22 protein-coding genes are annotated in these 24,770 nt (G+C 48.6%); 17 read left to right on the top strand and 5 right to left on the bottom strand.

The features are described from left to right. Positions 1-23 precede the first annotated feature (23 nt). Complete coding sequence (locus tag V5J77_RS13710) at positions 24-908, top strand: radical SAM protein (RefSeq protein WP_338551408.1); 885 nt, start codon at positions 24-26, stop codon at positions 906-908. 185 nt (positions 909-1,093) lie between these two features. Continuing rightward, positions 1,094-1,597: a hypothetical protein gene (locus tag V5J77_RS13705; RefSeq protein WP_338551407.1), complete on the top strand. Its 504-nt coding sequence runs from the start codon at positions 1,094-1,096 to the stop codon at positions 1,595-1,597. 68 nt (positions 1,598-1,665) lie between these two features. On the opposite strand, the gene V5J77_RS13700 is transcribed toward V5J77_RS13705, so the two are convergent. Further along, complete coding sequence (locus V5J77_RS13700; RefSeq protein ID WP_338551406.1) at positions 1,666-2,910, bottom strand: chloride channel protein; 1,245 nt, start codon at positions 2,908-2,910, stop codon at positions 1,666-1,668. 142 nt (positions 2,911-3,052) lie between these two features. On the opposite strand from V5J77_RS13700, the gene V5J77_RS13695 reads away from it, so the two are divergent. Beyond that, positions 3,053-4,141 carry a M42 family metallopeptidase gene (locus V5J77_RS13695; RefSeq protein WP_338551405.1) on the top strand — a complete coding sequence of 363 codons (1,089 nt, stop codon included), beginning with the start codon at positions 3,053-3,055 and terminating at the stop codon, positions 4,139-4,141. Further along, entirely contained in the window at positions 4,120-5,076 is a 957-nt protein-coding gene (locus V5J77_RS13690; RefSeq protein WP_338551404.1) for an aminoglycoside phosphotransferase family protein, read from the top strand. The genes V5J77_RS13695 and V5J77_RS13690 overlap by 22 nt, the downstream gene beginning before the upstream one ends. Before the next feature lie 95 nt (positions 5,077-5,171). Here the strand turns inward: V5J77_RS13690 and V5J77_RS13685 are convergent, their stop codons facing one another. Continuing rightward, positions 5,172-5,378 carry an alpha/beta-type small acid-soluble spore protein gene (locus V5J77_RS13685; RefSeq protein WP_338551403.1) on the bottom strand — a complete coding sequence of 69 codons (207 nt, stop codon included), beginning with the start codon at positions 5,376-5,378 and terminating at the stop codon, positions 5,172-5,174. Positions 5,379-5,550: 172 nt separating this feature from the next. Between V5J77_RS13685 and V5J77_RS13680 the strand changes: the two genes are divergently transcribed. Continuing rightward, complete coding sequence (locus tag V5J77_RS13680) at positions 5,551-6,183, top strand: hypothetical protein (RefSeq protein ID WP_338551402.1); 633 nt, start codon at positions 5,551-5,553, stop codon at positions 6,181-6,183. A 37-nt stretch (positions 6,184-6,220) separates the two neighbouring features. Here the strand turns inward: V5J77_RS13680 and V5J77_RS13675 are convergent, their stop codons facing one another. Together V5J77_RS13675 and V5J77_RS13670 are read right to left on the bottom strand one after the other, a co-directional pair. Then, the gene (locus V5J77_RS13675) at positions 6,221-6,619 is read right to left on the bottom strand and encodes a DUF2809 domain-containing protein (RefSeq protein WP_338551401.1); all 399 of its coding nucleotides are present in this window, start codon (positions 6,617-6,619) and stop codon (positions 6,221-6,223) included. A 26-nt stretch (positions 6,620-6,645) separates the two neighbouring features. After that, complete coding sequence (locus V5J77_RS13670) at positions 6,646-7,473, bottom strand: AraC family transcriptional regulator (protein ID WP_338551400.1); 828 nt, start codon at positions 7,471-7,473, stop codon at positions 6,646-6,648. A gap of 138 nt (positions 7,474-7,611) precedes the next feature. On the opposite strand from V5J77_RS13670, the gene V5J77_RS13665 reads away from it, so the two are divergent. The 12 genes from V5J77_RS13665 to V5J77_RS13610 all read left to right on the top strand — a co-directional run bounded on the left by V5J77_RS13665 (position 7,612) and on the right by V5J77_RS13610 (position 22,606). After that, on the top strand, positions 7,612-10,740 hold the full coding sequence (locus V5J77_RS13665) for a glycoside hydrolase family 2 TIM barrel-domain containing protein (protein ID WP_338551399.1): 3,129 nt from the start codon (positions 7,612-7,614) through the stop codon (positions 10,738-10,740). Between the two features lie 240 nt (positions 10,741-10,980). Next, complete coding sequence (locus V5J77_RS13660; RefSeq protein WP_338551398.1) at positions 10,981-12,189, top strand: MFS transporter; 1,209 nt, start codon at positions 10,981-10,983, stop codon at positions 12,187-12,189. 70 nt (positions 12,190-12,259) lie between these two features. After that, on the top strand, positions 12,260-13,594 hold the full coding sequence (locus V5J77_RS13655; RefSeq protein ID WP_338551397.1) for a HAMP domain-containing sensor histidine kinase: 1,335 nt from the start codon (positions 12,260-12,262) through the stop codon (positions 13,592-13,594). Further along, complete coding sequence (locus V5J77_RS13650) at positions 13,591-14,235, top strand: response regulator transcription factor (RefSeq protein WP_338551396.1); 645 nt, start codon at positions 13,591-13,593, stop codon at positions 14,233-14,235. The genes V5J77_RS13655 and V5J77_RS13650 overlap by 4 nt, the downstream gene beginning before the upstream one ends. 119 nt (positions 14,236-14,354) lie before the next feature. Next, a complete protein-coding gene (locus V5J77_RS13645) occupies positions 14,355-14,822 on the top strand; it encodes a DCC1-like thiol-disulfide oxidoreductase family protein (RefSeq protein ID WP_338551395.1) in 468 nt (155 codons plus the stop codon). Next, entirely contained in the window at positions 14,800-15,738 is a 939-nt protein-coding gene (locus tag V5J77_RS13640) for a DoxX-like family protein (protein WP_338551394.1), read from the top strand. Before V5J77_RS13645 ends, V5J77_RS13640 begins: the two co-directional genes overlap by 23 nt. A gap of 16 nt (positions 15,739-15,754) precedes the next feature. Next, positions 15,755-16,432: a DUF4166 domain-containing protein gene (locus V5J77_RS13635; RefSeq protein WP_338551393.1), complete on the top strand. Its 678-nt coding sequence runs from the start codon at positions 15,755-15,757 to the stop codon at positions 16,430-16,432. 96 nt (positions 16,433-16,528) lie between these two features. After that, positions 16,529-16,822, top strand: a complete 294-nt coding sequence (locus V5J77_RS13630; RefSeq protein WP_338551392.1) for a DUF3817 domain-containing protein — start codon at positions 16,529-16,531, stop codon at positions 16,820-16,822. A gap of 722 nt (positions 16,823-17,544) precedes the next feature. After that, a complete protein-coding gene (locus V5J77_RS13625; protein ID WP_338551391.1) occupies positions 17,545-18,177 on the top strand; it encodes an HD-GYP domain-containing protein in 633 nt (210 codons plus the stop codon). 29 nt (positions 18,178-18,206) lie between these two features. Continuing rightward, entirely contained in the window at positions 18,207-19,097 is an 891-nt protein-coding gene (locus tag V5J77_RS13620; RefSeq protein ID WP_338551390.1) for a diguanylate cyclase, read from the top strand. Positions 19,098-19,157: 60 nt separating this feature from the next. Beyond that, complete coding sequence (locus V5J77_RS13615) at positions 19,158-20,924, top strand: GAF domain-containing sensor histidine kinase (RefSeq protein WP_338551389.1); 1,767 nt, start codon at positions 19,158-19,160, stop codon at positions 20,922-20,924. Beyond that, positions 20,924-22,606: a thiamine pyrophosphate-binding protein gene (locus V5J77_RS13610; RefSeq protein ID WP_338551388.1), complete on the top strand. Its 1,683-nt coding sequence runs from the start codon at positions 20,924-20,926 to the stop codon at positions 22,604-22,606. Before V5J77_RS13615 ends, V5J77_RS13610 begins: the two co-directional genes overlap by 1 nt. A gap of 113 nt (positions 22,607-22,719) precedes the next feature. Here the strand turns inward: V5J77_RS13610 and V5J77_RS13605 are convergent, their stop codons facing one another. Continuing rightward, complete coding sequence (locus V5J77_RS13605; protein ID WP_338551387.1) at positions 22,720-24,699, bottom strand: methyl-accepting chemotaxis protein; 1,980 nt, start codon at positions 24,697-24,699, stop codon at positions 22,720-22,722. Between the last annotated feature and the right edge of the window lie 71 nt (positions 24,700-24,770).

Below are 24,770 nucleotides of genomic sequence, written 5' to 3'. Positions count from 1 at the left end.
CGAGCAGAATGGAGCAACGAGGAATGAAGAGGTTTAAGAAGTTTTATGTGGAAATTACGAGCATCTGCAATTTGGCATGCACCTTCTGTCCCCAGACACAGCGGGCAAAGGGCTTCATTCAGGTCGAGGATTTCGAGAAGCGGCTGGAGCAGATTAAACCGTTTACGGACTATATTTATTTTCATCTAAAAGGTGAGCCCCTGCTGCATCCGAAAATTGACGAGTTGCTGGATCTTAGCCAAAAGCACGGCTTTAAAGTCAATTTAACGTCGAACGGGACGCTGCTTCATAAAGTGAAGGAGAAAATTTTGACAAAGCCGGCGCTGCGCCAAATGAATTTTTCCTTGCATAGCTTTGATGGGCATGTTGGCTCGACGAATAAAGAGGGATATGTGCGAAGCGTATTGGATTTTGCACGTGAAGCGGTTGAGCGGACCAATATGATCATATCGCTTCGCCTTTGGAATTTGCATACCGATAATGCGACAAATGCGGAGCGACAGCGCAATCGCGACGTTTTGTCAATCATTGAGCAGCAATTCGGGTTGGATTATTTCATTGAGGAGCGGGTTGCTCCAGGTAAAGGACTGAAAATTGCCGACCGCATTTACTTGAATCAGGATCATGAGTTTGAATGGCCAGATTTAAAGGCAGAAGAGGATGACGGCAAAGGCTTCTGCTATGGGCTGCGCAATCAGGCGGGCATTTTGGTCGATGGAACGGTCGTACCCTGCTGCCTGGATGGTGAAGGCGTCATTGATCTTGGAAATATTAATGATCAACCCTTTTCGGACATTATCGAGGGTGATCGGGCGATTAAGCTGGTGGAAGGCTTTTCCCGCAGAGAAGCGGTCGAGGAGCTTTGCCGAAAATGCGGCTATCGCAAGCGCTTTGGAACAGGGGCATAAGATGGTCAACCAAAAAACCGGCATCCTTAATAGAAGGATCTCGGTTTTTTCGGCATTCAGGCTTGACCATTGTGCGTATCCGTACAATAATGGTTGTTTTGATGCATGGTGGAGCATAGCGTTTAGTTGGTAAAATAATTAGGACTTGCTGCAAAGGTTGAAGAGGTTGAGGAAGTACACAATGAATGACTGGAAAAAAATATAAATGGGGTTCTGTCATGAATATGATTATTGCGGAGCATTGGAATTCTGAAAAACATGAATTGCCCGGTATGAATGGCATTCTCTTTCCAAATGGAACGATAACAATTCTGAATACTTACAGCACCTATAACCCTAACACAAAAGAAAGTGAATTATTTTGCTCACCCTTATGTGACACGACCATTGAAAGTATAGAAAAGTATAATAATGAATCTTGGACGGTCGTGGATGAATGGGTAAGTATGGATTATCAAGGCGGGAAAATCCTTGGCGGTGATGGTCAAATGGGCAATGAAGGCTTTATTGCTTGTACGGATGCTGAAGACCAATTGGTATGGGGAATGTTTTTTGAAAATACAAACCCTATCAAAAGCTTAGAACTGAAAGAAAACATTTTAATCGCTATTAATGAGCATTCTGAATTACAAATTGAAATCAATGTGGAAAACCTCACCCAAATTAAAATGACCTGCTTAAAATCCTAATAGGATGAAATTCGAAGAAAAATGCCGGATCTTGCGGATATCCTACGCCTTGACCCAATCGCCTGACCTCACGTTGTTTCTTCGAGCGACTTCTCCTGCTTTAGGCGTTTGAAGCGAAGCTTCAGCCTGTGGGTACGCTTAGACCAGTAGATACCTGTATGTCCAGAGAAAAGGTAGCTAACGAAGCAGCCTAGCAGTAAATACGGGAAGGCGTCGAGGCCGAACAGCTCCATGCCCATTATGGCAGCGGCGAGCGGCGTATTAGCGGCACTGCCAAATACGGCAACGAAGCCAATGCCTGCAAGCAGCGGAACGGATACTGACAGCAGGCCGCCAAGGGCGCTGCCCAAAGCTGAGCCGATGACGAACAAGGGCGTAACCTCACCACCTTGAAAGCCAGCACCAAGCGTAACGGCGGTGAACAGCATTTTTAGTAAAAAAGCGAGAGGCGACAGTGCCTCATGAAAGGCCTGTTCCATTAAAGGAAGACCGAGGCCTAAATAATCGCGTGTACCCAAAATATAGACAAGCAAAACGATGAGCAGACCGCCGACGAAGCTTTTGATAGCGAGATTCGGGAAATAATGGCTGAATAATGCCTTGAGCTTATGGGTGAGCACGATGAACAGCCGCGCCATCAGGCCGAACAAAACCGAAGCGAGTAAAATCGAGAGCAGCAGGTGCATATTAAAGCTTGGCAGGCTGCCAATTGCATAATGGCTATGATGCGTACCTAGCCCCAGGGCTACGGCATGTCCAGTAAAGCCTGCCGCCAAAGCGGGCAGCAGCAGCCAGTAGGGGACGAGACCAATTGCGAGCAGCTCCAGGCTGAATATGGCGCCAGCGAGCGGGGTGCCGAAGACAGAGCCGAACCCGCCGCTAATGCCGCAGATGAGCAGCATTTTCCGCTCTATTCCGCCAAGCTTGCAAAGGCGTCCAATGTAGCTGGCGAGACTTCCACCCATCTGTACGGCAGTCCCTTCACGTCCGGCAGATCCGCCGAATAAGTGAGTAATCATCGTGCCGAATAGGACGAGGGGCGCCATGCGCAGCGGAACTGCGCCCTCCTCCGCATGCAGCTGCTCCAGTACGAGGTTGTTCCCTTTGCCGGCATCCCTGCCATGCTTCATATAGATGTAGCTGACCATAGCTCCGCCTAGCGGAAGGAGCCAAAGCAGCCACGGATGCGTCAAGCGCTGATTCGTTGCAGCCTCCAACAGCGCTAGCAGCAGCGCAGAAGAAGCTCCTGTAAGCACCCCAGTTGAGGCGGCAATGCTAAGCCATATAAGGAAAATCCGTATTTTTCGCTTCATATCTTTCCAATCTCCTGACTTCAGATGCTGACAGCTAAGTTTATAGCCTATTTTGAGATGAGTCAAAAATAAATTCGCTTCTCAACCATATAAGAAATTGCCTATACTTAATCATACAATAAAAATAGATAGAAAGAGGAGAATGACATTGACTAACCTATTGCAAAAACAACTTAACCGCGAATACATACTGGATTTTTTAAATCGCTTGCTTCAAACACCAAGCCCTAGCGGCTATTGCATGGCGATTATGAAATTGCTGGAGGAGGAAGCAGGCAAGCATGGCTTTGAGCTGGAGCTGACGCCGAAGGGCAATGGAATCATTACGATTCCGGGAACAGGGGCATCGACAGCTGGCACGCTTGCTTTAACTGCGCATGTCGATACACTGGGGGCCATGGTGCGCGCGATCAAACCAAATGGCATGCTGCGTTTTACGCCTATTGGCGGTTATGCCATGCACACGGTAGAAGGCGAATATTGCCTCGTCCATACGCGCGATGGCCGCCAGTATGAAGGAACCGTGCTGTCGACGAAAACATCCGTTCATGTGTACCCTGAGGCAAGGGATTGGAAGCGCAGCGAGGAAAATATGGAAATTCGTCTGGATGCGGATACGACGTCCAAAGAGCAGACGAAGCAGCTTGGCATTGAGGTTGGCGATATTATTTCCTGGGACCCGCGCACAAAAATAATGGACAATAGCTGGGTAAAATCGCGGCATTTGGACGATAAAGCTAGCGTCGCTGCCTTATTTGGATTGCTGGAGTGGTTCGCACGCGAGGGGAGACGTCCAGAGCGTACGATTAAGCTGATCTTTTCCACTTATGAAGAGGTTGGACATGGTAATGCCTATATGCCGCCAGATGTGACGGAGCTAATTGCGATTGATATGGGCGCTCTAGGTGATGACTTATCGGCTAGCGAGCGTGATGTATCCATTTGCGCCAAAGATTCCTCCGGCCCTTATGATTATGAGATGACCTCAAAGCTAATTGAGCTGGCAAAGGCATCAGGCATCTCCTATGCGGTCGATATTTATCCGCAATATGGCTCGGATGCATCGGCTGCGCTGCGCGGAGGCAGCAATATTCGGGCTGCTCTCATTGGTCCAGGCGTGCATGCCTCGCATGCAATGGAACGGACGCATGCAGATGCGATCATTAACACGGCAGTGTTGTTGTTATCCTATATAAATGAGGGATATTCATGGACAATGAAATCAAGCTAAAGCTAAGCACGCAGCAGTTGGCACAGATAGCCCAGCATCATTTCGGCAGGGAGCTTGCGCATTCGCGCGAGCTTACCGATGGCTGGGCGAATACGGCATATGAGCTGACACTTAAAGACGGAATCCGATCAGTTATAAAGGTAGCACCTACAGCGGTTGGGGCACTGATGCGCTATGAGCAGGATATGATGAACACCGAGGTGGAGGTTATGAGGCTCGTGTCTCGGGATCACCGTTTACCCGTTCCTGAGGTGTACGCGTACGACCAATCTAGGTTGCTTGTCCCCACTGATTATTTTGTGATGCAGCGGCTGGAAGGCGAGCCATATAATAAGGTCAAGGAAAGCTTTACCCAAGAGGAGCGCGAGCAAATTGAGTTTCAGCTGGGTCAGTACAATGCCTGTCTGAACGAATTAATGGGGGAGAGGTTCGGCTATTATCCGCTGAACGAGTCGTTCGCAAGCTGGCCGGATGCTTTTTGGTCGATGCTGCAAGGCGTACTTGATGATGCAACCGATTCAGGAGTCGCGCTGCCCGCAGAGCGTTATGTGATTGAACAGGAGGTCAAAGACCGCTTGCCTCATTTGCAAGCTGTGACCAGACCCCATCTGCTGCACTGGGATTTGTGGGATGGCAATATTTTTGTGAAGGAGCAGCAAATTTGCGGCATTATCGACTTTGAACGGGCGATGTGGGGCGATCCATTAATGGAGCATTATTTTAGCCACTTTAACTTGTCGGAGGCATTTTTGCGGGGCTATGGTCGTGGGGCGCTTACAGCTGAGGAGCGAATACGACGGGGGCTGTATGATTTGTATTTGGATCTTATTTTTGTAGTTGAATGCGCTTACCGCAAATACAGCGACCAAACGCATCTGAAGTGGGCCAGAGACAATGCGACGGAGGGCTGGGAGCGGTTTTTAAAGCAGAGATAACGACCATCGGAATAGAAACAGCCAGGCAAGAGAACACATAGCTTGTAAAAAAGCAAGTTATTGTTCGCGTGTCTGGCTGCTTTGGTTTCATGCAATCAGCGCCCAGAGAGCTGCTGCTCTGCCATTTGAATAAGACGGCGTGTAATGTACCCTCCGATGGAGCCCATATCACGCGTCGTCATATGACCATAATAACCATCCTGCGGCAATTGAATGCCAAGCTCCTGCGCAACCTCAAACTTCATTTGCTCCAGCGCTGCACGAGCCTGTGGCACAACGAGCTGATTTGAACCTCTAGTCATAAGGGTAACCTCCTCAAGTATTGAGCGTCAGCATTTTAGAAGAAACCAAGCGCTGGCGTACTGCTATTATGTGGAGGAATGTATTGGAATATTCACTAAATTCCCCTGAATTTACCGCCGTTCAGCTAGCGCTTTCCATGCTAAAATGATAGGACAGCAAGGGGGAGACGGCATGTTTAAGCGACCGATGCTGATGACGGCATGTGATCAGCCTTTTGATAACGAGCAATTTCTGTTTGAGCCGCTCATTGATGGGCAGCGCCTGCTGCTTTCTTTTATGGATAGAAAAACGCGTTTGTTTACTAAGCATGGTTACGAGGTGACCCGGCAGTATCCGGAGCTGCTCAGGCTGCCGCTATCTCGACCCGTGGATATCATGCTGGATGGCGAGCTTTCTTATATGAATCCGGCCACTGGACGGCATGAATTTGCCCCGCTAATTGACCGTTACAAGCTGACGAAGGAAGCGCGAATTCGCGAAGGCGCTATAAAGTGGCCCGTTCGTTATTATGTGTTTGATTTACTTTATTATGACGGGGTCGACCTGCGCAGCAGGCCGCTGCTGGAACGGAAAAAGCTGCTGTATGAGCTGCTTGAGGATAATGGATTTTTTATGAAGCTTCCCTTCGTAACAGGGTGTGGCACCGAGCTATGGGAGCGGATTGCGGATTATGAGCTGGAGGGCATGGCTGGAAAAAGAAGCGAGAGCAAGTACCTCGCCGGGCGAAGCACGCACTGGCTGAAAATGACGAATGCGGCGTATTCCCGCATACATATGGACACGGATACGGCTGCATTGCTCTGATTGAAGAGCGATGCAGCGTTTTTTTATGAAGCGGCAATTACCTTGATTGGACTCCGCTTCTCTTGCTTAACCATTGGTCCAGAGCATAGGCCAGCAGCAGTCCGAAGCTATATCTGGCTAGATCAATGCCGCTGAAGCCTTGTCCTAACACAAGGCCGCCTAGCGTCGTATGCCGGACATCCCTAATCCAATCAGCCTGATAAAGCTGGCTGAATTCAATGCCAAAGCTGAAGACTGTGCTGCATAGGAGAGAAAGGAGCAAAGGACGCCCGGCTTGCAGCATGCGGAAACCAAAGTAAACCATGCTTGCCCATAGCATATCGCCAAAATGGGCAACAATAAACGCAGGCAGCTGGCTGGCGAAATGCCGCGAGCTGAAGCCAAGCGCCATCGTGAGGAGAACGGCTGCTGCATAATAAAATCTTTTTGTTATCACGGATGGTACTCCTTATCTGGTAGCCGTTATTTAAAGCCGTGCATCTGCTTGAATTCGCCAGGCGTACAGCCCACATAAGCTTTGAACAGCGTATTGAAATACGTTGGATTTTCAAAGCCGACCTGGCGGGCGATGTCATACAGCTTCATACCTCCGCCGCGTATGAGCAGCTCCTTGCCTTTATTGATTCGCTCCTTATTCACATATTCCATGGGACGCAGCTTGAACGTTTTTTTGAAAAGCAGACATAGATGCTGGGGCGTGACATGAAGCAGCTTCGCAAGCTCAGGCAATGTGATCGGACGATGCAAATTCGCCTCGATGTAACGCAGCACCGGATGAAGCCGCTCATTCATTTGCTGCGTCGCAAGACTGCCTTCAGCAAGCTGCTGGCGCAGTCCAAGTAGAACGCTGTAAATTTGCTTGGAGCCGAGCATACCAAGACCCGGCTGCTTCTCACGCATAAGGCGAAGCATATCGCTCATCATCTCCAATACAGCACGATCATCGTTAATGGTATAGATGCCAGGGCGGGTCAAGCCTGCCAGCTGATTCAACGATTCCGCGAGCGGTCCGTCATAGGTAAACCAGTAGGCTTCCCAAGGCTCCTTTACTGAATAATAGCTGTGGGTAAGCCGCGGAGGAAGGAGAAAGCCGTCGCCCTGCTTCACCAGAAAACGCTCCTGCTCAATAATAAGCTCGCCTTCGCCGGAGACGACCTGCGTCCACTGGTATTCGGGAAAGCCCTCCGGGCGACGAATGCCTTCCTGATGGTCCCAATGTCCAACACCGGTCACATAGACAGGCAGCTGATAATCCGTTGTCGTCAGCGTCGTATAAATAATTTCATTCATGGGAAGCATCCCTTCTAAGTAGCTGATGTTCAAATCTTTAACTAAAATACGAAAATAGTTTAATGATCTTTACTTTTCTAGCTTTTATAATGTGAATATTATAACTAAACTTATACAGAGTTGAAAGAGGTGCCTTCATTGTCAAAACGCAAATTTACTTATCAGGCTCCAGCTAATGGATATCCAGAGTGGAATAACAACCCAACTATATTTCAGCTTAATCGGCTCGATGCACATGCAACCCGTATTTCTTATACAAGCGTCAAGGAAGCGCTTCAAGGTGACCGTGCAGGCTCCGAGCGTTACGTTTCACTGAATGGAGACTGGAAGTTTGCCTTTGCGGAAAATGCGGAAGCTCGCATCGCTGATTTTTATAAATTGGACTATGACTGCTCGGAGTGGGCGACGATTCCCGTACCGAGCCACTGGCAGCTTCAAGGGTATGATTACCCGCAATATACGAACGTTACTTATCCATGGGTGGGCAAGGAGGACATTAAGCCGCCTTTCGCGCCTGTTAAATATAATCCGGTTGGCTCCTATGCCACGACCTTTACCGTTCCCAAGGGCTGGGATGGACAGCCTGTGTTTATCAGCTTCCAAGGTGTAGAGTCTGCCTTCTACGTTTGGGTAAACGGCGAACTTGTCGGCTATAGCGAGGATACGTTTACGCCAGCAGATTTTGATTTGACGCCTTATTTGCAAGAGGGTGAAAACAAGCTGGCGGTGGAGGTTTACCGTTGGTGCGACGCAAGCTGGCTGGAGGATCAAGATTTTTGGCGGATGAGCGGGATTTTCCGCGAGGTATATTTGTATACAGCGCCTCAGGTTCATATTTATGACTTCTTCGCCAAGGCGGCGCTCGATGCAAATTATGAGGATGGCGAGCTGACGGTAGAGGTGAAGGTTCGTTTCGAGGAGGAAGCATCCGAGCAGCAAACGTCAGTTGAGGCGATGCTGTACACGGCTTCCGGCGAGCCGGTATGGCAGCAGCCACTTAGCGGCAATGCAATTCGTCAGGAGCAAGGCGAGACGGTCGCGGCATTATCGTTAAACTCAAAGCTTGCACAGCCGCTTAAATGGAGCGCAGAGGAGCCGAATTTGTACACGCTTGTGCTGTCACTGAAAGATGCAGAGGGCATTTTGACAGAAGCCGTTAGCTGCAAGGTCGGCTTCCGCACGTTTGAAATTAAAGACGGGTTGATGCAAATCAACGGTCAGCGCATTCTTTTCAAAGGCGTCAATCGCCATGAGTTTTCTTGTGACACAGGGCGTGCTCTCAGCTATGAGGATATGGTTACCGATATTAAGCTGATGAAAGCTCATAATATCAATGCCGTACGAACTTCGCATTATCCGAATCATCCGCTGTGGTATGATCTGTGTGATGAATATGGGCTTTATGTCATTGATGAAGTCAATCTTGAAACGCATGGCTCATGGACCTATGGGCAAAAAGAGGTTGGAGACGCCGTACCCGGCAACTTCCCGGAATGGACGGCAAATGTGCTCGACCGCAGCCGCTCGATGCTTGAACGCGATAAAAACCATCCATCTATCGTTATTTGGTCGCTCGGCAATGAATCGTTCGGTGGGGATAATTTCCTGAAAATGGCCGATTATTTCCGCCAGGCAGATCCGTCCCGTATTGTGCATTACGAGGGCGTGTTCCATTGCCGCGAAAGCGAAGCGGCTTCGGATATTGAGAGCCATATGTACACAAGTCCAGAAGGTGTAGAAGCCTATGCCAAAAATAATCCGCAAAAGCCGTTTATTATTTGCGAATACAGCCATGCAATGGGCAATTCCTGCGGCGGCCTGCATAAATACTGGGAGCTGTTTGACAAATATCCGATTCTTCAAGGCGCTTTCATCTGGGATTGGATCGATCAGGCTATTCGTACGCAAACGCCGGATGGCATTACTTACATGGCCTACGGCGGCGACTTTGGCGATAGTCCGAACGATGGCAACTTCTGCGGCAATGGCTTGATTTTTGCTGATCGCACCGTATCCCCTAAGCTGCATGAAGTGAAGGCCTGCTACCAAAATATTAAAATTCATAGTCCTAACTGGGAAGCTGGAACGGTACAAGTCGATAATAAAAATCTGTTCATATCGCTGGATGCGTATGAGCTTCACTGGAAGCTTAACAGCAATGGAATTATTATGCAAAAAGGCGTGCTGACTGTAGATATCGCAGCGGGCGGCTCTGCCGAGCTGGCCGTTCCATTCCAAATGCCAACAGAAGCAGGCCTGAATGAGGAAATTACACTTACAATAAGAGCGTTCCTTAAGGAAGCTACGCCATGGGCGGAGCAAGGGCATGAGGTGGCCTTCGGTCAATTTATTGCGCCTGCACTGCCTGTATCGCCAGTTGCAGTAGAGCTAGCATCGCCGCAGTTTGATGCAATAGCGGTTGAAGCCGTGTCTAATGGAGCCCTTTTATTAACAGGCGAAGGCTTTGATATTCGCTTTAATCAGGTAAGCGGCGAGCTGGAGTCTTATCGAATTGGCGGCTCTGAGCTATTGTCCTCGCCGATTATCCCGAATTTCTGGCGCGCGTATACTGATAATGACCGTGGGAATGGGCATGTCGAGCGCTGCGCGCCTTGGCAGGCAGCTTCAAAGGAGCGCCAATTAATCCGCTTTAGCTGGGAAGCGCTTGGAGATCGCGTGAGGGTGAAATCGCAATACCGCTTAAGCGCTGCTGCTGAGACGCGCTGCGAGCTAGCTTATACGATTTATGGCGATGGGCTGATTGAAGCTGAGCTGCTGCTGCAGCCTGGTGAAGGCCTGCCTGAAATACCGGAAATCGGTCTGCTCTTCACGATGAATGAAGCATTTGATTCCATTGCTTGGTACGGCAATGGACCTCATGAATCGTATTGGGACCGTCAAACGAGTGTGCGTCTTGGCCGTTTCGGCGGCAAGGTGAAGGATCAACTCGTTCCTTACATCCGTCCGCAGGAATGCGGCAACAAAACCGAAGTGCGCTTTGCAGCTGTAACGGATACGAGCGGCAGCGGCATATCGCTTCACGGCGAGCCGCGCTTTGAATTAAATGTGCTGCCTTATACAGCCGAAGAGCTGGAAGCGCATGATCATCCTTACAAGCTGCCTGTGAGCGATAAAACCGTCGTTCGCGTGAACTATCGCCAAATGGGTGTTGGCGGAGATGACAGCTGGGGAGCACGGGTTCATCCGGAATATACGCTTCCTGCCAATCGCGACTATCGTTTCCGCGTCTCGCTGCGCGGACAATAATCGAGGTTTACCACAAGCTATGGCTTTGTGCTAATCCTATAGCTTCGCTACGGCAAACTGCCGCTGTGACCGATCCGGTCATAGCGGCAGTTTTTTGCATTTTGCGGTCATGTATAGAGCGAAGAGGGTGGACAGGCATAATAAAAGTATTGACTATGACCAAACAAAATAATATTATGTCTAAATATAAGGCAAACATATATATATTTTGTCTATTTTATAACTAGAGGAGTTGCGAAAATGTTTAGCAATCGTTTTTTTCGTACGATCATCCTGTCCAGAATTTTGCTCCAATTGGGGATTTGGATTAGGAACTTTGCGATCCTGCTGTATGTGACGGAGGTTACGAGCAATGATCCTTCAGCTATATCGCTTATTTCAGTGGCAGAGTTTGCGCCGATTTTTGTATTTGCTATTATTGGCGGTACGTTTGCAGACCGTTGGAAGCCCAAACGGACGATGATAGGCTGCGATTTGTTATCCGCTGTTTCCGTCCTCGGGGTATGGCTTGCGTTGCTTAGCGGCTCATGGCAAGGGCTGCTGCTGACGACGCTGGTTTCGGCCGTGCTTTCACAGTTTTCCCAGCCCTCAGGCATGAAGCTGTTCAAGCAGCATGTGCCAGAGGATCAGCTGCAAGCGATGATGGGGATGTATCAAACGATAATGGCTGTGTTTATGATCATTGGCCCGCTGCTCGGGGCATTTGTGTATCAGCATTATGGCATTGAGATAGCTATTGTTGCTGCGGCTATACTATTTTGTGGCGCAGCAGCTATATTGCTGCTGCTGCCGCGAGATGCGAAGCTTGAGCGCACACCGCAGACAGCAAGCTTCAGACGGGAGCTTGCGGAGGGACTTCATTATGTTTGGGGACAGCATGCGCTGCGTTCCTTGGGTTTTACGTTCGCGGCAACGGGCCTCGCTTCCGGGCTTACCCAGCCGTTAGCTTTGTTTATTGCCATTGATAATTTAGGCCAGGATAAGTCGTTTTTACAATATTTATTGGTCGTTAGCGGGGCAGCTATGCTAGTTGGCGGTGGGGTGGTGATGTCAATCGGAAAAAAGGCAGGTCCGCGCAGGCTGCTCCTATTCGGCCTATCGGCAAGTGCATTGGCTACGCTGGGCACCGGCTGGTCGGAGAGCATTCCGCTAACTTTGGCGCTGCTCATGCTCGGCGGCTTCTGTGTTCCGCTTATACAGGCGGGCATTAGCACCATTATTATTCAAAACACCGATGCTGCCTTCATCGGTCGGGTCGGAGGCACGATTACGCCCATGTTTACTGGCATGATGGTCATTGGAATGTCGCTATCCGGCGTATTAATGGCAGCATGGACGCTGCCTCTTGTTTACAGCTTAAGCGCACTTATATTCGTTATTGCGGTTTTTACAGTTAAGCTCGGGAGCAGGGCAAGGGAGAGCAGCCCTAAAATAACACCGCAGGTTTGAAAATACGGCCTGAGCCGCTGAAATATGGTAAAATAAAGCGATCACACGTTATATTGGGGAAGGATACCATATGCTTTATTATTTTGCAGCGCTGCTTGCAGCTGCCTTACTGCTGCTGTTAACAAATCCACGGAGCGAATCGAATCGCTGGGCCGCTTTTTTTCTTGGCTTTGCGTCTATAGGCGGGCTTGCAGATACGCTGGCCGCAGCAGAAATGAATATTTTAGCTCAGCTCGTTCAATTGATGAATCACACGATTACGCCTTATGGCGTATTGGTGTTTAGCATGGTCTATTCCGATAAAGTGGCAAATGCTAGGGTGCGTCTGCTGCTTAAAGGACTGCTGCTGCTTCCGGCAGCTGTCATGCTGTGCATTACGCCGGTTGCACCAAGACTGGAGCTGGACTACCGAATTCTGCTAGCTTGGACAGCTCCCTATTATTTAGCCTCCTGCTATTTGCTGCTTTTCTCGCTTTGGAGTGAGGATAACAGCCGCCGAAAGCGCAATCGCTTTATAATTGCCCTTATTATGGTACCGACGCTGCTAGCGGTGCTTATTCTTATTAATGTAGCGAACGTTATCTCGCCTGCCTTCGATTATTTTCGATATATATCGCTTTTCATCTTTTATTCGCTTACGGTAGCTGTACTGTGCACATTTGCTTATGGCGTGCTCGGCGTTAAGCTGCGTTTCGAGCGCGATCAATGGGAAAGCACTCGCAAGGCGGTCAGCTCCGGGACGACGATACTTAATCATACGATTAAGAATGAAATCGGAAAAATTGCGATCAGCACGGAAAATTTAAAAAGCGAGCTGTCTGCTGGGTCGCCAGAAGCAGCCGAGCAGCTGCGCATCATTGAAACGGCATCCAGCCATATGCTGGCGATGGTGACGAGCATTCACAGTCAGACCCGCAGCATTGTGCTCCGCGAGCAGCCTATTCGTTTGGACGAGCTGGCAGAGCGCTGCTTGCAGCAGCAGCCGCTCGAAGGCAGGCCCATTCAGCTCAAGCTGCATCTGCTTTGCAGGCCCACGGTGCTGTGTGATTCGCTCCATTTGCTGGAAGCGCTGAATAATTTGGTGCAAAATGCAATCGAAGCGATCCCGGAAGGGGAGGCTGGCGAAGTAAACGTAACGATAAGCTGGCATAAAAGAGCAGTGCGTCTCCTTGTGAGCGATACGGGCAGAGGGATGAATGAGGAGCAGCTAAAGCAAGCGCTGGAGCCTTTTTATAGCACGAAAAATCGCAGCCGCAACTTTGGATTAGGGCTTGCTTATGTATATAATGTCGTACAGCAGAGTGCTTGGACGATCAAGCTGTCCAGCGTTGTTGGCAAAGGAACAGACGTGCTCCTTCATGTTCCCGCCCGCAAAGTGTTGGAAATCAAGGAGGGAATTGGATGAGCCACATACGGGTGCTGCTCGTAGAGGATGATCCCGATTGGGTGAAGGCGATGACGCTTTTTTTGAACAAGGAGGCGGATTTGCTTGTAGTTGGAGCGGCTTCAACGGCGGAGGAAGCGCTGAGCCTTGCTCGAACGTTGTCTTTTGATGTCGCATTGCTTGATATTCAGTTAGCTGACCAACAGCAAAATGGGATATATACAGCTGTAGAGATGCATCGTATCCACGCAGCCAAAATCATCATGCTGACCTCGATGAGCGAGGAGGAAGTGATGACTCAGGCGTTCACCGCCGGCGCTATCAATTATATTGAAAAGACAAATTTTCGCCAGCTTCCAGAAGCGATTCGCAGCGCTTATCACCACCCTGCGCCAATGGAAGCTCTGCTGAAGGAATTTGCCAGATTAAAGCGTGAGGAGCAGCTAAAGGATTTAACCTTGGCAGAGCGGGAAGTATTCGAGCTGATTGAGCAGGGGTACACGCAAACGCAAATCGAACAGAAGCTGTATAAGGCGGAAAGCACGCTGAAAAATCAAGTGAATAAAATGCTCAAGAAGCTAGGCGTCCGCAGCCGCAAGGAAGCCGTTGAGAAGGTAAGGCGCAAAGGGCTGACCGCTGGCCTGGAGGAAAATAAGGAATAGCTGCATAGACAAGCTGAGGGTACTACACATCGTAGTACCCTTTTTCGTATACCCGCTACAAAAGTTAGCCCTGATCAAATTTCGCTTCTCCCTCTACAATGAAGGAAGAACGGAGGGATATGATGCACGCTTCTAACAAACAACAGCCAAGGCAGGCTCTGCTGCTCGTTGACGGACAATGCCAGCTATGCAGCAATATCACGAAATTTGTTATTGCGCGTGATCAGGCAGCCTACTTCCGCTTTGCTTCGCTGCAATCACCTGCCGGACAATATGTGCTTCAGGCTCACTCTCTGTCAACAAGCGACCCGGATACCTTTGTCATGATTGAGGGTGGTCGTATCTATACAAAATCAGAAGCAGCACTTCGCGTCCTGCGTCGATTAAATGGACTATGGCCGCTATTATATGGTTTAATGCTCGTTCCCGCGCTATTAAGAAATAGGATTTACGATTGGATTGCCGCTAAGCGTTATGGCTGGTTTGGACGAGTTGAATATTGCCTGCTTCCAAACCCAAATCAAGCCATCCTTTTAATAGAAGAAAGAGAGGAGGCATTTCCCTATGTCAAGGAAGCGGAAAGATAGGTCGATTTATGTCGAAGCAGCAATTCGTACCGATCTGGATACACTCTGGAATTACACACAAATTCCGAGCAAGCATGTACAGTGGGATTTGCGCTTTACAGCTATTGAATATTTGCCCCGCCACACGGAAGAGGAAATTCAGAGGTTTCATTACCAGACACGCATCGGCTTTGGACTTGCAATAGCAGGCACAGGGGCGACTCGCGCGGGGTGGCTGGAAAAAGGGGGGGAGCCTACCCGTCTTTCTACCCTCTCCTTCAGCTCCGAGCAGAAGCTGTCGCTCATCAGCAAGGGGAGAGGCTACTGGCAGTATACCGAGCGCGGAGAAGACGTTATTTTTCTCACCCGCTATGATTATAAAACACGCTTTGGGGCAGCCGGCAAAGCTTTCGATCGGCTCCTATTTCGACCGCTATTCGGGTGGGCAACGGCATGGAGCTTCGATGTGCTCAAAATCTGGCTGGAGCAGCATATTCCACCTGCGGCAACGATACAGCGGGCGCTCATTCATTATGTTAGCCTTATGCTGCTCGCTTTATTATGGCTTTATCAGGGCATCGTCCCCAAGCTGCTTTACCCGGAGACGGGGGAGCTTGAGCAGCTGCATGCCTCGGGGCTATTTTCAGGCTGGGAGCAGCAAGCGCTTGTACTGCTCGGTCTTTTTGAAGCAGCGCTGGCCGTTATCTTCGTCGTCTTTCACCGTTCTTCAATGATGTACCGTTTGCAGCTGTTGCTGCTTCTGCTCTTGCCTGCCATCGCTTTATTAAACAACCCGGAGCTGCTGCAAGCCGCGTATAATCCGGCTACGATAACGATTCCGATGATGGGACTGTGCTTAGTCGCGCGCTGGACATGCAAGGGTTTGCCCAATGCGTCACGCTGCTTGCGCAGACCAAAAATGAAGGCTCACGAATAGAAGGGGGACATTTACGATGGCATCCATTTATGAACAGGCTTTAGGAGCAGATTTTGCAAAGCTACACCCGCGCATTCAAGAACGGTTTGGCTTCAGCAGTACAGATGGTATAGCTTCGATCGGAGAAGGCGTCATGGAAGAAATTTGGTATAGCAAGCGCGTTGCCATCCCGCTTTACATTGGCAACTGGCGCCATATCATGTTCCCGCAGGGTGGCAGTCAAATTCCATTTACGATTGGGAATTATGCCTATTCAGATCAATTTGGCCGGGAAACGGTGACCTGGATCAGAACCTTCAAATTTCCGCAAAAAATACGAAGATTCGACGCTACGATGATTTATAGTCGAAAACGTGAAAAGATTGTCGATTATCTGGGGACGAAGCAGCATCTGGCTGTAGAGCTTAATATTTCCGCCGTACCGGGTGGAGGCATTCGCATTCGCTCCGGCCAGCAGCGCTTCTATGAGCGTTTCTTGCAATTCCGCTTTCCTAGATGGTTGACGGGCGAAGCCGATGTGATGGAATGGTATGACGATGCTCTGGATAAATACCGGATCTCGGTTCAGGTGAACAATCCGCTTATCGGTACGGTTTTTCGCTATGCGGGCTCCTTCGAGGCTTATTTCATTGATACTGACAAGCAGGCGATTCCGCTAGATGCGAGGCCCTTGCGCGAGGAGCGCAGGGAGTAGATTCACAACTTGTTCAAAGTATGATTGCGTATTTTGCCCATCATGCTGGTATGATTAGGAGGTGTTTGCAGATCATTTCGTCAGGAGGTAACACAGATGTCAACCTATACGTTGAAAACAGCGATGGGCCGGCTGCGCCTGTTCGGCATTACGGAAGGAATTTCGTTTTTGGTGCTGCTGTTTATTGCCATGCCGCTGAAGTACGGCGCAGGCATTGATGAAGCGGTTTCGATTACAGGGATGCTGCATGGCGTGCTGTTTATTATCTATCTCATCGGAATAGCCAATGCTTTTTTCGTGAAGCAATTGTCCTTCTTTCATTCTTTTTTGGCAGTTCTTGCTGCTTTCTTACCCTTTGGTCCATTTTTACTGGATCGCAAGCTGCGTTAACAGACTATGTGAAAAATGTCTCCATGGTTTAAGCAGTCTGGTGCCCCGTAATGGGGGAGCCAGGCTTTTTCTTATATTGCGTGGACTTTTCAGTAAAATTTTTTTGAAAAACGGTGTCTTTAGCACTAGTACGACTAAACCTAGGTATGCTATGGTATTGCTATGAATCATCAGGCTCCCCACTAATAACCAAGAAGTATTTTTTTGGTAATAAATCCATAAGAAGAGGATTTAACCAAATCGTGTAGAAACATACTTAACCAGTATTTGAGACTTGACGAATAAGAATCCGAGGTATTTGAATGCAAAATTCAGTATTTTTCAAAAGTGTGATTAACTCTGATTCGATCTTGGATTCTATTGGGTTGTTAGGACAATACCTGGAGACATTGATCGGTTGCCAGCATATTTGTTTGTTGCTGCCGCACGATAATGGGCGAAATGAGCTTATACCATATTCTTTCAAAATCAATCAAACGGATCTGAAGCTTTTGCAGCAAATGGCGATAGACACCGATTTATTTTCAGACATGTCCTCGGGCATGCGCCTCTGTATAAAGATGAGCAGCGCAAAACCTGCGATTAAACTCCTGTCTATGACAACTTTCCAATCGCTATATACCTTTCACCTCAACCGCTCTGTCTATGGCACGATTTTATTATGCTTCCGTTCTGAGGTCCAATTGACAGACGAGCAGCTTCATATCTGTAAGATGGTTACAATGCAAATGGAACAGTTAATCGAGAAAATTTATTTTCGCAAGCAGGTGTTGAAGCAGCAATCCTACGAGAATTTGGTCAACACCTTGCGGATGAAGGATGGTTTTACGCTTAATCATTGTTATAATGTGGCCTTCTACGCTTCTTTGTTGGGCGCCAAAGTAGGCGTTGATGCTGAGCAATTGGAGCAGCTCAAAATATCGGCCCTGCTGCATGACATTGGAAAAATCGCCATACCGGACTCGATACTGCTTAAGCCTGATCGACTGACGGAGGATGAATTTTCGGTTATAAAACAGCACCCTGCAATTGGATACGAGCTGCTCAAGGATTTGCCTGATGTTCAGAAAATATTGCCTGTCGTACGCTGGCATCATGAGCGAATTGATGGCAAAGGCTATCCGGACGGTCTCAGCGGGGATGAAATTCCTTTGCTCGTGCGTATTGTCAGCTTGGCAGACGCCTTCGACGCGATGACCTCTACGAGAGTATATCGGCATTCCCTTCCTGTCTTCGAGGTTCGGAGGCAACTGGAAATCAACGGAGGGAAGCAGTTTGACGAGCGGCTTGTAAAAGCATTTCTGCAAATGCTTGATGATCATATGATTATGGACAGATTGGTTTGGGATGAGTGATTTTATAGTGAAGAGGGTTGGGGACATATATGCGCAAGAGGGTTTTTATTGTCGACGATGAGCCTCACAACATCCATATACTCCGTGTTTTCTTGACATCGCTGAATTATGATATTTATGTAGCCGAGAATGGCAGACAGGCGGTGGAAATGATTGACGCTGTTGCGCCGGACTTGATTTTACTGGATGTGATGATGCCGGATTTGTCAGGATTTGAGGTTTATAAACGCTGGCTGGACAAAGATGATTTTGACGTGCCAATCATTTTTCTATCTGCCAATGTACAGAAGAAGGCGATGCTGGAAGGGCTTCAGCTTGGCGCCTTTGATTATTTAACCAAGCCTTATGATCTCGATTTGCTCGAGATGAAGGTGTCGATTGCCTTGCAGCAAAAAATGAAGCTGTCGAGCTTGAAAAAGGATAATGAGCAGCTTGCAGAGCTAGCTTATGTGGACGCGCTAACGGGACTTTACAATCGTACATATTTGGAAGTCGTAGCCCAGCAAATTAAAGACGGAGAAAGGCATTTTGAGTCCGTTCTGATGATTGACATGGATAATTTTAAAACAATTAACGATACTTTCGGTCATATGATTGGCGACCAGACGCTTCGCGACATTGGAAACATCCTTTTTCAGGTGCTTACCCCTTATGTGCATGTGTCTTTCCGTTATGGGGGAGACGAGTTTCTCGTTATATTGCAGGATAGGGAGGCAGCGCTCGTGGCGGCAGAAGCCATTATTGCCGCCGTGGATCAAATGCAGGTCGGCCATTGTTCCCAAAAGCAGATTCAGGTTTCCGTCAGCATCGGAGTATCTCACAGCTTAGACTCCAGTACCCTTCATCAGATGATATCGCAAGCGGACTCTGCATTATTAGGCTCGAAACGAGGCGGCAGGCACCAAATAACAGTGAATTAATCTACGATGAATGGATGATGTGAAGTGATGGAATTAAAGAGCTTCAAGAAGCTTTTTCATATGACCAAAATTATCAATTCGCAATATGAGCAGTCTGAAATTTTGCAAGTGTTCGTTGATGCAATAGCAAGTGAAATTACTCAGGCCGACCTTGTTGGCTTTTTTCTAAAGCAGCCAAATGGAACGTACAAGGGCTACAAAGGCAACAAAATGCCCGTTGATATAACCGAGCTAATTATTGATCCATCGGAGGATGCATTCGTACACGATATTATGGAAAATCGTACGATTGGCTATATTCCTGATACGAGCAAAGACAATCGCATTGACGATACGAAAAAGAATCTGCTGAGCATCAAGTCGATTTTGGGGATTCCGGTTATTGTCGATGATAAAATATTCGGACTTGTGTTCGTCCATGACTTTGGCAAGCCAATGAATTTAACACAGGAGCAGATGGACGTAACAGAAGCATTCGTCAATATGGCAAGCGTAGCGATTCGCAATTTGCAAATGTTCGAGCAGTCGCAAGAGCTGCTGGAGAAGCAGCAATTGCTGCTGGATGCAACGAAATCGCTGTCCAAGTCGCTGTCCGTCCGTGAAGTATTAAAAACCTGCTTTTATTATATGCAGCGTGCCAGCGGCTCGGATGATGTTGCCATTCATTTGTTTAATGAGAAGGATCGGACGGTCGAGCCTTTCCATCTGTCTTCTCTGAATGTAAAGGAAGAGGACTGGCGAGGGAAGCATCGTGATGTAATCAAGCTAAGCATCGACAATGACAAGCTGTTTTACGAGGTCATTATGCACAAACGGGCGATCTTCATTCCAGACGTTTATGCGGACGAGCGCCCTAATCATAAAGCATGTGAGATGTTCGGAATTAAAAGCTTGCTCGCTATTCCGCTAGTGGCAAAGGGCAGCGTATTTGGTATTATTGCGATTCCATCCATTCATAAGCCTACAGAGTACGAGGAGGGCAAAATAGAGTTTTGCCATTCTATTGCCGATGTAACAGCTACAGCTTTGTCTAATGCGCTGCATACGGAGCATTTGGATCAGGCAGTAAGTGAACGCTCGATGGAGCTGCAGCAGGCGAATTTTAAGCTGGAGGGGCTTGTTAAGGAGCTGGAATACTTAAACGAGCTCAAAAACGATTTCATTGCAACGCTGTCCCATGAACTGAGAACGCCAATCACTGCAATCAAGGGGACCGTCGATATATTGGGCAAAGGGCTCCTTGGGCAATTAAACGATGCGCAGCATGATTTGCTCGATACGGCAGGCCGGTCCATTGAGCGTTTATTGAACCAGGTAAATGAGCTGCTTGATTTTGCCAAGATGGAAAATGGGAAATTTGAGCTCTGCTATAAGGTTGTTGATTTTAATGATTTAATTCGCGAGGCCGCGCGCATCGTTCAATCGCTGGTCAATAAGAAGAAAATCAACTTGGCAATCGAAATCGAAGAGACGGCGGATATGATTATTCAGGCGGATCGGGAACGGATTTTGCAAATATTGCTGAATTTGCTGTCCAATTCGGTGAAATTTACGCCACAGCAAGGGCAAATTACGATTCGCGCATCCTCCGACGATGATCATTTAAAGCTGGAGGTTTGCGACAATGGCATCGGCATACCGTTAGAGAAGCAAAAAAACATTTTCACGAAATTTTATCAGGTTAATAATCAAATTAATGGTACGGGGCTGGGTCTTGCTATCTCCAAGCAGCTAATTGAGCTGCATGGCGGTCAAATATGGTTTAATAGCAATGAAGGAGCAGGCTCTATATTTACGTTTGTACTGCCAAAAAGGGGGCAGAGATAATGCGTGCTATCGAAGCGGGTATGCGCTTTTTAATCAAACAGGGAGTAAAATATATATTTGGCATTCCTGCTGGCTCGATAAATGCCCTTTATGATTGTTTATATGATTTGCCAGAGCTGCAGGCAGTAGTAGCCAAGCATGAGACGAGCTCTGGCTATATGGCGGCAGCTTATACACGCATCACCGGCATGCCGTCGGTATGCGTAGGCTCCAGCGGACCGGGTGCTACGAATTTGGTGACACCAGCCGCCAATGCCTGGAAAGAGAAGCTGCCAGTCATCTTTATCACCGGCTCTGTGCCGTTGTCTAGGCACGGCAAAGGAGGCGCACAGGAGCTCGGAGCTGATCCGATTTTTGCACCTGTTACGAAGCTTAGCCGAATGGTCATGACTGCTGAAGAACTGCCCGGAGCAATTGCCGAGGCGTATTGGACGGCGATTAGCGGGGTTCCAGGACCGGTGCATTTGTCCATACCGATTGACATTCAGATGCACGATATAGGCGATATAGTGCTGCCTGAGCTGCCATTGCTACAGGAGCGGCTGGCTCCAGTAGACAAAATGCTTATAGATGCGACATTGGAAGCGGTGCTGCAAGCTGGTGAGCGAGGGGCCTTATTACTTGGTCATGGAGCGAAAAGCGCAAAGGATGAAGTACTCGCGTTTGCGGAGCAGACAGGATGGATGGTTGCCACGACACCCCGTGGAAAAGGAGCTTTCCCTGAAGACCATCCACAATCGCTTGGCGTCTATGGCCTTTCCGGCAATGATAAAGCAATTGAATTTCTAAACAGTAACGGCCATAAGCTTATTATAGTACTGGGCTCAAGCCTTGGTGAGCTTGCGACCTGCAATTGGGAAGCGAGATTGACGGCAGGCAAGCAGCTCGTTCATGTCGATTATGATGAGCGGGAGCTTGGGCGCTGCTACGAAGCGGACTTCGCCTTGCATGGAGAAATTGCTCCTGTGATGCGCGAGCTGAGCGCAGGGCTTGCACAGGCAGGAATCGGCTTGAGTGCAGAGCGGAAAATGCGGCTAGAGCAGCTGTATTTTGCCCGCTTGGAGGCGGCGGCCGCTGCTTTGGATAGAGAGACGTGGAATACACGTACTGCGATTCGCATGCTTGGTGCTCACGCGCCGGAGCAAACCCGTTTTTACATTGATATTGGCGAGTTCATGACGTATTCCATTCAAAATTTGCTTATTCGTGAGCAGCAGCAATTTGATATCAATATTAATTTTGGTGGTATGGGCTCAGGCATAGCGGGCTCGTTAGGTGCACAGCTCGCAGAGCCAGAGCGCCCAGTCCTCTGCATAACGGGGGACGGCTGCTTTTTCATGCATGGATTGGAAGTCATAACAGCTAAGGAATACGGCTTGCCAATCGTTTTCGTTGTCATTAACAACGCTCGTCTCGGCATGGTCTATCATGGTCATATGCTGCAATACGAGCGCTGTCTCAGCGATTTCTCGCAGCAGCGCGTCAGCATTGCAGCAGTCGCCGAGTCGCTTGGCGTTCGCCATATGCAAGTGGGGTCAGTGGATCAGCTTCAAGCCGAGCATATTCAGCAGTGGTTTGCCGAAGGCGTAAGTGGACCTCTGGTCGTAGAGATAGTCGTTGATGGCAATGAAATTCCGCCAATGGGCGAACGAGTAAAGTTTTTGCAAGGGGCGACATATTAAAGCTTCAACTAAGAAGCCAGCTATTATAGCAAAGAAGCCTGGGAAGGCCGTCACATGATGGTGGCGGCCTCCTCAGGCTTCTTTTTATATAAAGCTATGGCGCTTGATGCTCGTTAAATTCTAAACTTTTTCACTTCTTCAAACAAAGTATTGGCATGCTGTGCAAGCTCATTCGAACGTTCGGAAATATTCGAAATAAACTCAAACTGCTCCTGCGTAGAGGAAGCAACTTCTTCCGTCGAAGCCGCGCTTTGCTGAGACATGGCGGCAACACTTGCAATGACTTCAGAAATTTTGCCGGCATTATCATCAAGCTCCGCTGTCGAGACGGAGACGGATCTAATGTGGCTGCCAATACCATCCATGGATTGCCTAATCCGCTCGAATGAATCTCGCGTCTCATTTACCGCTGTTACCTGCTGCTCCACAAAACCCTCTGCATGGGACACCTCGCTTACGCTCTGACGGCTTGCTGCTTGAATTTCGTCCAGCAGTACAATGATGTCTCCAGCGGAGCCAGCAGACTGCTCAGCAAGCTTCCTAACCTCGTCTGCCACCACCGCAAACCCGCGTCCATTTTCTCCGGCACGTGCTGCTTCAATCGCTGCATTCAAGGCAAGCAAATTGGTTTGGGAGGCGATGCCGCGAATAACACCAACGATGACTTCAATTTTTTGCGATTTATCGGCAAGCAGGGCGATAGACTCGCCAACGCTATCTATCGACTTACGATTGTCTGCTGCAAGCTTTACCTGCTGCTCCACGGCCTGCAGACCTTCCTCCATCGCCATTCCTGCTTCATTCATCATCGCAACGGATTGTTCCACACTGTGGCTGATGCCTCGGGCCGATTCACTCATTTCAGACAGGCGCTCTGAGCCTGCATAGACGGAATCGGCTTGCGAGCTGGAGCCTTTGGCCAGCTCTTCTGTAGCCAAGGAAATTTGCTGAGATATCCGCTGCGTATTATTCGTATGTTCGTCCATTTCGATGGAGACGCTGTGAACCTGACCCGCAGCCTCCGTTACCTGCTTGAGCAGAGCGCTTAATTTATCGGACATGAGATTAAAGGCTGTGCCCAGCTCAGCAAATTCATCCTTGCCTTTAATAGAAACCCTGCCCGTAAAGTCGCCTTCCGACATTTGCTGGGACGTCGCCCGCAGCCTGTGCAGCGGCTTGGCGAATTGTGTAGCAATAAAGTAAGCGGCAGCCATGACAATAAGCAAGGTAGCTAAAATAATGATTATATATTGATTGCGGAGCTTGAAATAATCAGCAAAAGCAAGCTTTTCCGAGATGACTGAGCCTACAATCCAGCCGGTGCTTGGTATTTCGTTGTAGTAAAGCAAATAGCTTTCACCATCGAAGCTGAAGGACTGCTGGCCGCTTTCATTGGCTTGCATGTCTGCAAGCAGTGGCTTCAGCTCGATATTGTCCGCAGCGGACGTATTGACCTGCTGTTCATCAGGATGAGCTAAAATCATGCCCTTCTTATCCAGCAAAAACGCATAGCCGAGCCCGTCCAAATTGATTTTACCTACCGTTTCCGTAATGGTCGAAAGCAGGAGGTCACCAGCAACGATGCCTTTAATACCGCCATTTTGGCTGTTTACCGGCATCGCAATGGATACAGCATATTGTTTGGACATCATGTCTTGGTACGGATCGGAAAAGATGAGTTTGTTGGCCTGCTTTGCCTCCACATACCATGGCCGCTGGCGAGGATCATAATCCGCATCTGGTGTCCAGTCAGAGCCATTCATAAATGTGCCATCCGATTCGAAGCCAAAGTAAAAGTCGGACATGCTTTCTTTATTCGTGCCAAGTTTCATAATTGAAAAATAATTTTCAGTCAGCTCGCCGTCTGGAATGCCCTCCTGAATAACAAAGCCGAGCGTTTCAACTACTTTCGCATTGCTGCTTAGCCAGGAGTCCAATTGGTTAGCAGCGGAAGCCATCGTGCCTACGAGCTGGGCATCTACCCCGCGGGAAGCCTGTTTATCCATGTGATAAAGCCCAACTGAGACTAGTGGGGTGGCTGCAAAAATAACCGTTATCACGAACATCAACATTAATTTCATTTTGAGTTTCATTCAATCACCCCTACAGAATTAGTAAATTTGTGAATCTGTTACTTAAGGACTATATCGTCAAATCATTTTGT

The organism is Paenibacillus sp. KS-LC4, assembly GCF_036894955.1.
In the GTDB taxonomy this organism is placed as follows: domain Bacteria; phylum Bacillota; class Bacilli; order Paenibacillales; family Paenibacillaceae; genus Pristimantibacillus.
Note: the sequence above shows the minus strand (reverse complement) of the source record. Positions and strands in the feature narration are given on the sequence as shown.